Source organism: Nocardiopsis sp. NPDC055824 (assembly GCF_053616335.1).
Window position 1 is genome coordinate 1 of record NZ_JBSHDN010000238.1, and the last position, 9223, is coordinate 9223.

The window sequence follows — 9223 nt, forward strand, 5'->3', positions numbered from 1 at the left end:
GTCCGGGCGGGGTCGGCGCGGGGGGCGGCGGCCCGACGGCCCCCGCCCCGGCCCGGGCCGGGGAGGCGGTGGCCGCCGCTCCGGCGGGCGCTCGGGAGGGGTCCGCGACCGGGCGCCGCCGACGGGGCGGCGCCCGGCCCCGCTACAGGTCGATGCCGGTGAGCACCAGGACCCGCTCGTAGGTCAGGTCCGTCATGGCGGCGCGCACGCCCTCCTTGCCCACGCCCGACTGCTTGACACCGCCGTAGGGCATCTGGTCGGCGCGGAAGGTGGGGACGTCGCCGATCACCACGCCGCCGACCTCCAGTTCCCGGTGCGCACGGAACGCGGTGGGCAGGTCGCGGGTGAACACCCCGGCCTGGAGGCCGAAGTCGCTCTCGTTGACCGCCGCGAACGCGGCGTCGGTGTCGGCCACCCGCTGGACGACCAGCACCGGTCCGAACACCTCCTGGCGCACGACCTTCGCGTCGGCGGGCGCGTTCGCGAGCACCGTCGGCGCGACCGTCACCCCGTCACGGGTGCCGCCGGTGAGCAGTTCGGCGCCGTCGGCGACGGCCTCGTCGATCCAGGCGGCCACGCGCTCGGCGGACGCCTCGTTCACGAGCGGGCCCACGTCGGTGGCGGGGTCGGAGGGGTCCCCGACGCCGAGGGCCTCCACGCGCTCCACCAGCCGCGCCACGAACTCGTCGTGGACGGAGTCCTCGACGATCACGCGCTGCACGCCGATGCACACCTGCCCGGCCTGGTTGTTGCCGAACAGCGCGACCCGCTGCGCCGCCCAGTCCAGGTCCGCGTCGGCGAGGACCACGGCGGCGGCGTTCCCGCCCAGCTCCAGGGTGACGTGCTTGCGCGGCGCGAGCCGGGGAAGCTCCCAGCCGAAGGCCCCGCCGGTGAAGGAGATGACGGGGAGGCGCTCGTCGGTGATCAGCGACGCCGCGCGGTCGTTGGGCATGGGAAGCACGGAGAGCATGCCGCCGGGCAGCTCGGTCTCCGCGACGATCTCGCCCAGGATCAGGGCCGTCATCGGGGTGGCCGGCGCGGGCTTGAGGACGACGGGCGCGCCGACGGCGAGGGCCGGGGCGACCTTGTGGGCGACCAGGTTGAGCGGGAAGTTGAACGGCGAGATGCCCAGGACCGGCCCCTTGGGGACGCGGCGGACCACGGCCATCCGGCCGACGCCGCCCGGGTCGGTGTCCAGCCGCTGGAGCTCGCCGCTGTCGCGCCGGGCCTCCTCCGCCGCCCAGCGGAACACGGAGACGGCGCGGCCCGCCTCGGCGCGGGACCACTTGAGGGGCTTGCCGCTCTCCGCGGTGATCGTCCGGGCGATCTCCTCGGACCGCTCGCCGATGCGCCGGGAGATGTGGACGAGGGCGTCGGCCCGTACGTGCGCGGGCAGGGCGGCGGCCTCGGCGGCGACGGCGTGGGCCGCGGAGACGGCCTGCTCGATCTGCTCGGCGGTCGGCACGGCGACCGCGCCGACGGACTCGCCGGTGTAGGGGTTGACGACAGGGATCTCGGTGTCGCCGGTCGCGGCGGTGCCGGCCAGCCAGAACGGGTGCGTGGACATGCCCGTGACGCTAGTGCCCGCGCCTCGCCGCCCGCTTTGTCCATTTTTTCCACTGGAGTGTCGTTCCTTGGCCACAGTGGCGCAACCGGCACGGAGCGCCCCGGTGGGGCCGCCTGAGACTCCTGGGATCCTTGGGATGTGGTCGAGGGATCTTTGGTCAACCGACTGGCGCCGGAGGTCTCCTTCGTCCAAAGTGGGGAGGAGGGCTCTGCCAGCGTGTTCGGGCGGACCCTCGGGTCCGCCGCCGCCGTCGGGAGCCCGGGAGTGCTCATTGCCACTTGTCTACCGCACGCTCGTCGCCGTCCCGGAGCACGACGGCGACCTCATCGACACCACCTCGACGGTGTTGTCCCGCTGGCTCAGCAAACGCGGCAACTCGGGCGCGCGGGTGGACTTCTCGGCCTCGGGGCGCCACGATCTGAGCAACCGCTCCCGGGCCCTGGTGGTCCGGCACGACAACGACGACGAGGGACTGCGCTTCCTCCGGCTCACCACGGAGTCCGACAAGCCCGACGGGGTGTGGCGGACCGTCGCCACAGCGGTCGTGGACCCCGAACTCGCACCGTGGCGGTACGTGTGGATCGACATGGCCGTCGACCCCGCCCCCGCCGAGCGCGCCGCGGCGGACCCTCCCCGCCTGGACGTCATGCCCCCCGAGGCCGCCCGCATGCTCCTCGACTCCGTGGACGCCCACGACGGCGAGCACCCGATGCCCCCCGCCCCCCTGATCGTGCGCGGACGCGACGACGCCCTCATGGACACGCTCGTGTCGGCCATCCGCGACCCCGTCAGACGCATGGCGGTGGTGGCGACCGGGGCTCCCCGGGACGTCACCGTCGCCGACTGGCGCGACGCCATGGCGGGTGCCATGGCGCGCTGCACCGGGATGTGCGCCGCCTACGTGCTCGACGCCGCCGCCCTGGAGCGCGTCGGCTCCCTCCTCCCCCGGGGGCTGGACGTCCCCCCGGGCGGGGTGCGCACGTTCTTACCGGGCGTCGACCTGCTCGACGAGGACGACGCCCCCCGCCACCCCCGGATGAGCCCGGCCACGCTCGACACCGCCCGCGACGGCGAGCGCATCCGCAACTGGGTGGGCGCGGCGCTGTCGCGCCGGGTACGCGACAACGCCCTCGACGTGAGCCTCCCCGACCCCCTCCTCGCGGTCGACGCGCTCCTCTCCGAGGAGACCGACGACCTGCGCGCGGCTGTCCGGGCCCCCTCCCCCGGCCCCGTCCGCGCCGCCGCGCACCGGGCGGTCCCCGGCCCCGCCGCCCTGGCCTCCGAGCAGGAGCGCGAGGCCCAGGAGCAGCAGGTCCAGCGCCTGAGGGAGGAGGTCACGCGCCTCAGTACCCGGGTCGCCGAACTCTCGGAGGAGCGCCAGGGCCTCCTCGCCGAGACGGCCGACCTCGCCGAGGAGCTCGACAGCGCGCGGGACCACGCGCGCGCCGCCGCCTACGAGGTCCGGTGGCTGCGCGACCGGGCCCGCGAGGCCGGGCAGTTCCGGCTTGCGGCGGCCCCGGCGCCGCGCGACCCGCGGCGGCGTCCTCCCCGGAGCGTGCGCGAACTCCTGGAGCGCGTCACCGACGGGACCGCGCTGCCCCACCTGTTCTTCACCATCGAGGCGCAGACGGTGTACGAGCTGTCCGACAGCCGCAAGGAGGCCCTGTGGGTCACCCGCGCCTGGGAGGCCCTGCTGGCCCTGAACGACTACGCGCGCTACCAGTTCGACAACCCCGGCAGCGGGCTCGGGTTCCACTCGTACCTGAAGGAGACGCCCGACGGCTACGAGGTGATCCCGGTCAAGCGCCTGGCCTCGCAGGAGTCGGACCACGTGCGCAACCGGGGAAAGCTCAACGACAAGCGCCTCTTCCGGGTGCCGGAGGAGGTGGAGCCCGGCGGGCGCGTCCCGATGTACGCCCACATCAAGCTGGACATCGAGTACGGGATCTGCCCGCGGCTGTACTTCTACCCCCACCTGGGGCCGGGCACGACCAACCGCGTCTACATCGGCTACCTGGGCCGCCACCTGCCCGTCCAGCAGTCCAACTGAGCCCGTCACCGCGCCGGCGCCGCGGGCGCGGAAGGGCGCTCCCCGCGCCCGCGTACCCTGGGGGCCGTGACGGGAACGAGTACCGGGGCGCCGACAGCCCTCGCCGAGACGGAGTGGCGCGGGCGCGCCGAGAGGCACGAGCGGCGCGTGGACGCGCTGGTCGCCGACCACCTGCGGCGGCGCCGCGAGGGCGTGCCCCACCCGGTGGAGGACTTCCTGTTCACCTACTACAACCTCAAGCCCTCGCAGCTGCGGCGCTGGCACCCGGGCGCCGGAACGGCGCTGCTGGGCGAAGGGGCCCGCGCCCGCCTGTCCGAGCGGTTCTACACGGAGCTGCCCGACGGGGCCGTCGCCGTGGACGCCGGGGAGTTCCTGGCGGCGCGGCCCGTGCTGGGCTTCGTGGAGAAGCTCCTGTCGTCGGTCGCCTCCCGCCCCGCCCACCTGGGCTGCTTCGGCCTGCACGAGTGGGCGATGGTGTACCGCGCGGGACGTGTGCGCCACGGCCAGGTGCCGCTGCGGCTCGGCCACGAGGGCACCGACCGCGTCGTGGAGTCGCACCGGATCCAGTGCTCGCACTTCGACGCGTTCCGGTTCTTCACCGAGGCCGCGCGCCCCCTCAACGCGCTCCGACCGACCCGCGAGCGGCAGTCGGAGCTGGACCAGCCGGGCTGTCTGCACGCCAACATGGACCTGTACAAGTGGGCGTACAAGCTCTCCCCCGCGGTGCCCTCCGAGCTCGTGGTGGACTGCTTCGAGCTCTCGCGGGAGATCCGGACCCTGGACATGCGCGCGTCCCCCTACGACCTGGCGGACTGGGGCTACGAACCGGTGCGCATCGAGACGGCCGGGGGCAAGGCCGCGTACATGGAGGCGCAGAGGGGCTTCGCCGAGCGCGGCGCCGTGCTGCGCGAGCGGCTGCTGGACGCCTGCCGGACCCTGCGGGCGGCCTGACCCCCGGCGGCCTGACCCCGGGCGGACCGGGGCCGGGACGGGAGGCGCCGGGCCGGGGCGGCCCGGCGCGTCCCGGCTCCTCGGGCGGGACGGGCCGTGCTCAGCCCACGCCGTGCACGATGCGCTCGGCCAGCTTCTCGTCCGGCCGGATCTCCCCCGCCAGGATCTGCTCCGCGTAGTGGCAGGCCACACGGTGGGTGCTGCCCTCGGCGGCGCCCCGCACCGGGCGCAGCTCCGGGCGCTCGGTGTCGCACAGCTCCTCCTGCCGCCACGGGCAGCGGGTGTGGAAGCGGCAGCCCGACGGCGGGTTCGCCGGCGAGGGCAGGTCGCCGGAGAGCAGGATGCGCTCGCGGGCGTCCTCCACCTCCGGGTCCGGAACAGGCACCGCCGACATCAGGGACCGCGTGTACGGGTGCATCGGCGTCTCGTACAGCTCGTCGCTGGAGGCCTCCTCCACCAGCGCCCCCAGGTACATCACCCCCACCACGTCGCTGACGTGGCGGACCACCGCCAGGTCGTGGGCGATCACCAGGTAGGTGAGCCCGAGTTCCTGCTGGAGGCTCTCCAGCAGGTTCAGGACCTGTGCCTGGATCGACACGTCCAGGGCCGACACAGGCTCGTCGCAGATGATGAGGTCGGGTTCGAGCACCAGCGCCCGGGCGATCCCGATGCGCTGCCGCTGGCCCCCGGAGAACTCGTGCGGGTACCGGGTGAGCGCCTTCGAGGACAGCCCCACCCTCTCCAGGGCGTCCACGACCCTGCGGTGCTGGTCCTCCAGGACCAGCTTCCGCCGCTCGGACCTCCCGGCGGGCGCCCCGGGGCCGTCGCCGCCCCCGTCGGGGCCGCCGATCCCGTGGGTCTGCAGCCCCTCCAGGAGGATCGAGCCGATGTTCTGCCTGGGGTTGAGGCTGCCCAGGGGGTCCTGGAAGACCATCTGGAGGTTCCTGCGCTCCCGGCGCATCGACTCGGCGTCCAGGCCGGCCAGGTCGCGTCCGCCGAACAGCACCTCCCCCTCCGTGACGTCCACCAGTCGCAGCACGGCCCGGCCCAGGGTGGTCTTGCCGCAGCCGGACTCGCCCACCAGGCCGTAGGTCTGGCCCTCCTGGATCTCCAGGCTGACGCCGTCGACCGCGCGCACGTGGCCGATCGTGCGGTCGAACACCACCCCGCGCCTGATCGGGAAGTGCACCTTGAGGTCGTTGATCCGCAGCAGGCTCATCCCTGCGCCTCCTCGTCGTCGCCGACCACCGCCGGGCTCTCCAGTACCGTCCGGTCCACCACGTCCGCGTGCCGGACGGGGTTCACGCAGCGGTACGCGTGGCCGGCTCCGGCCGCCCGGTCCGCCGCGCCGCCGTCCGCCGCCGCGGCCCCGCCCCCCGCTCCCGCGGTGACCAGCTGCGGCGGGCCCTGGAGGCACTCCATCGTGTAGTGGTCGCACCGGGGCGCGAACGCGCACCCGTCCGTCCAGGCGATGTTGTCGTTGACCGAGCCGCGGATGGGGGTGAGGGCCTCGCCCCGGGGGGCGTCCAGCCGGGGGATGGAGCCCAGCAGGCCGACGGTGTAGGGGTGCGTCGGGTCGGCGAACAGCGGCGCGCGCCGCGCCGTCTCCACCGCCCGGCCGGCGTACAGGACGTTGATGTCGTCGCACAGGCCGGCGACGACGCCCAGGTCGTGGGTGATCATGAGCAGGGAGGTGCCCTCCTCGGTGACCAGGTCCTTGAGCAGCTCCAGGATCTGCGCCTGGATGGTGACGTCCAGGGCCGTGGTCGGCTCGTCCGCGATCATCAGGCGGGGCCGGCAGGCCACCGCCATGGCGATCAGCGCCCGCTGGCGCATGCCCCCGGACAGCTGGTGCGGGTACTCGCGGAGCCTGCGCGTCGGGTCGGGGATGCCCACCCGGTAGAGCAGGTCGGCCGCCTCCTTCGAGGCCTTCGATCCCCGCAGGCCCCGGTGGCGCCGGAGGATCTCGGTGACCTGGCGGCCGATGGGCACCACGGGGTTGAGGGAGCTGAGGGGGTCCTGGAAGATCATCGCCAGCTGGGATCCGCGCAGGTCGCGCATCCGCCTCTGCGAGAGCTTCAGGAGGTCGGCCTCCCCGCCGGGCAGCCGCATCACCGCGCTGCCGCCGACGCTCACCCCCCTGTCGGGCAGCAGGCCCATGAGGGCGAGCGAGGTGACGCTCTTGCCGCAGCCGGACTCGCCGACCAGGCCGGTGACCCGGCCCTCCTCCAGGGTGAAGGACACCCCGTCCACGGCCCGGACCTCTTCCGGGTCGGAACCGCGCCCGCGGAACACCACGGACAGCTCGTCCACCGCCAACAGCGGCGTGCTGGAACTCATGGTCACTTCCTCAGCTTCGGGTCGAGCGCTTCCCGCATCGCCTCACCCAGGAGGGTGAAGCCCAGGGCGGTGACGATGATGGCCAGGGCCGGGTACACGGCCAGCTGCGGGGCGCTGGACAGGAAGCGCTGGGCGTCGGCGAGCATCGTCCCCCACTCGGGGAAGGCCGGGTCCGGGTTGCCCAGACCCAGGTAGGACAGGGCCGCAGCGTCGATGATGGCGGTGGCCAGGGTGAGGGTGGACTGCACGATCACCGGGCCCAGCGAGTTCGGCAGGATGTGCGTGAGCGCGATCCTGCGCTTGCGCACCCCCAGGGCGCGTGCGGCCAGGACGTAGTCGCGGTTGCCCTGGGAGATCATCGCGCCGCGCAGGAGGCGGGCGAAGACCGGGACCTGGGCGACGCCGACGGCGATCATGACCGTGGTGAGGCTCGGCCCGACGAGGGCGGCGACGGTGACCGCGAGGAGCAGCGTCGGCAGCGCGAGCATCATGTCGATGACGCGCATCACCACGTTGTCGAGCTGGCGGCCCCAGCGCCCGCCGAGGACCGACGCGGCCCCGGCGGCGCCGCCCAGGAGCGCGCCGGCGCCGAAGCCGACCAGGGTGGCGACCACGCCGACCATGAGGGTCTGGCGGGCGCCGACGACCATGCGGGAGAACTGGTCGCGGCCGAGGTTGTCCAGCCCCAGCCAGTTCTCGCCGCGCGGGCCGACGAAGATGTTCTGGTTCGGGAACACCTCGTCGCCCCAGGCCTGCGAGGTGGGCGAGTAGGGCGCGATGAGCGGTGAGAGCAGGGCCACGGCGACGAACACGACGACGATCACGGCGCCGGTGATCGCCATGGGGCTGCGGCGCATCCGCGCGAAGGCGGTGCGCCAGATCCCCGAGCCGTGGCCGCTCTCGTCGCGCTCGCCCATGAGCTCGGCGAGGCGGTCGACGCGGGCCGCCTTCCGTCCGAGGAGCGGGCCCCCGGCGTCCGACGCGTCCTCGGCCCGGGACGGGTTCTGGGAGCTCGGTGTCGTTGGCATCACTGGGCCCGCACTCTCGGGTCGAGGAGGCTGTAGGAGATGTCCACCAGGAGGTTGATGAACACGTACATAGTGGCGATGAGCAGGATGAACCCGGTGAGGACCGGGTAGTCGCGGGTCTGCGTGGCCGCGTACACGAACGAACCGATCCCGGGGAACGCGAACACGCTCTCGGTGAGGACCGCGCCGGCGAACAGGCTTCCGGTGAGCAGGCCGATGGACGTGACGACGGGGAGCATGGCGTTGCGCATCACGTGGCGGGTGCGCACGGTGTTGCGGTGCAGGCCCTTGGCGTTGGCGGTGCGGACGTAGTCCTCCTCCAGCACCTCCAGGACACTGGCGCGGGTCATGCGGACGATCACCGCGAGCGGGATCGAGGCGAGCGCGAGCCCGGGGAGCACCAGGTGCGCGAGGGCGTCGGCGACCACGTCGAACTCGCCGGTCCGCAGCCCGTCCAGGACGGCGAACCCGGAGAGGTCCGTGCGGCTGATGCCCGGGGAGAGCCGGAACGCGGACGGGAACCAGCCCAGCCGCTCGGCGAAGACCACCTTCAGGATGAAGGCGAGGAAGAAGACCGGGGTGCAGATCCCGAGGAGGGACCCGCCCACCGCGGCGAAGTCCAGTACGGACCCGCGCCTGCGCGCGGCCAGGTAGCCGAGCGGGATGCCCACCGCGGTCGCGATGAGCATCGCGGTGACGGCGAGCTCGAAGGTGGCCGGGAAGCGGGTGAAGAACTCTTCGAGGACCGGTCTGCCGGTCTGGAGGGAGGCGCCCAGGTCTCCCTGGAGGATGCGGCGCAGGAAGGCCAGGTACTGGACCGTGATCGGTTCGTCCAGGCCCAGGGAGCGCCGCAGCTGGGCTCGTTGCTCGGAGGTCGCGTCGTCGGGGAGGAGGGCGTACTCGGGTCCGCCCGGCAGCCGTTGCAGCCAGACGAACAGCAGGATCGACAGGCCGCCCAGTGTCGGGATCAGCTGAAGGAGACGCCTGACGATGAATCGCAGCACCTTCGCCGCCTTTCGCCAGTGTGGGAACGATGGACGCGAAGCGTCCCCGCCGGGGTGTGGCGGGGGTTCGGGTTGTACGGGTGTCCCGGTCGGCGCGGAGCCGCACTGTCGGTGCGGTCGGGGGGCGCGGCGGCCGTTGGAGGTCGTGCACGTGTGCGGGGATCCGGCCTCCGGAGGCGGAGGCGGCGGCCGGACGGCCCCACGGGCTTCCATGGGGCGTTCTCCCGGTGGCGGCCGGCCCGCGCGGTGCGGGCGGCGGCCCCGGACTGGCCGCGGGCCCGCC

7 protein-coding genes are annotated in these 9223 nt (G+C 73.8%); 2 read left to right on the forward strand and 5 right to left on the reverse strand.

What is annotated here, in order from left to right; translation table 11 throughout:
* Window positions 1–142: 142 nt before the first annotated feature.
* On the reverse strand, window positions 143–1567 hold the full coding sequence (locus ACWGL3_RS28620) for an aldehyde dehydrogenase family protein (protein WP_267948408.1): 1425 nt from the start codon (window positions 1565–1567) through the stop codon (window positions 143–145).
* Between the two features lie 271 nt (window positions 1568–1838).
* Between ACWGL3_RS28620 and ACWGL3_RS28625 the strand changes: the two genes are divergently transcribed.
* Together ACWGL3_RS28625 and ACWGL3_RS28630 are read left to right on the forward strand one after the other, a co-directional pair.
* Window positions 1839–3617: a hypothetical protein gene (locus ACWGL3_RS28625; RefSeq protein WP_267948407.1), complete on the forward strand. Its 1779-nt coding sequence runs from the start codon at window positions 1839–1841 to the stop codon at window positions 3615–3617.
* A 66-nt stretch (window positions 3618–3683) separates the two neighbouring features.
* Complete coding sequence (locus ACWGL3_RS28630; protein WP_267948406.1) at window positions 3684–4568, forward strand: 3-methyladenine DNA glycosylase; 885 nt, start codon at window positions 3684–3686, stop codon at window positions 4566–4568.
* Between the two features lie 100 nt (window positions 4569–4668).
* On the opposite strand, the gene ACWGL3_RS28635 is transcribed toward ACWGL3_RS28630, so the two are convergent.
* From ACWGL3_RS28635 to ACWGL3_RS28650, 4 genes are read right to left on the reverse strand one after another with little or no spacing between them, the layout of a single operon-like run.
* Window positions 4669–5787, reverse strand: a complete 1119-nt coding sequence (locus ACWGL3_RS28635; RefSeq protein WP_267948405.1) for an ABC transporter ATP-binding protein — start codon at window positions 5785–5787, stop codon at window positions 4669–4671.
* A complete protein-coding gene (locus tag ACWGL3_RS28640; protein WP_267948404.1) occupies window positions 5784–6908 on the reverse strand; it encodes an ABC transporter ATP-binding protein in 1125 nt (374 codons plus the stop codon). Before ACWGL3_RS28640 ends, ACWGL3_RS28635 begins: the two co-directional genes overlap by 4 nt.
* Window positions 6909–6910: 2 nt before the next feature.
* Entirely contained in the window at window positions 6911–7936 is a 1026-nt protein-coding gene (locus ACWGL3_RS28645; protein WP_267948403.1) for an ABC transporter permease, read from the reverse strand.
* Complete coding sequence (locus ACWGL3_RS28650; RefSeq protein ID WP_267948402.1) at window positions 7936–8940, reverse strand: ABC transporter permease; 1005 nt, start codon at window positions 8938–8940, stop codon at window positions 7936–7938. Before ACWGL3_RS28650 ends, ACWGL3_RS28645 begins: the two co-directional genes overlap by 1 nt.
* Window positions 8941–9223: the final 283 nt, after the last annotated feature.

Coding starts and splice junctions, on each gene's coding strand:
- ACWGL3_RS28645 (WP_267948403.1), bottom strand. CDS start 7,936: ATGCCAACGACACCGAGCTCCCAGAACCCGTCCCGGGCCGAGGACGCG.
- ACWGL3_RS28620 (WP_267948408.1), bottom strand. CDS start 1,567: ATGTCCACGCACCCGTTCTGGCTGGCCGGCACCGCCGCGACCGGCGAC.
- ACWGL3_RS28640 (WP_267948404.1), bottom strand. CDS start 6,908: ATGAGTTCCAGCACGCCGCTGTTGGCGGTGGACGAGCTGTCCGTGGTG.
- ACWGL3_RS28635 (WP_267948405.1), bottom strand. CDS start 5,787: ATGAGCCTGCTGCGGATCAACGACCTCAAGGTGCACTTCCCGATCAGG.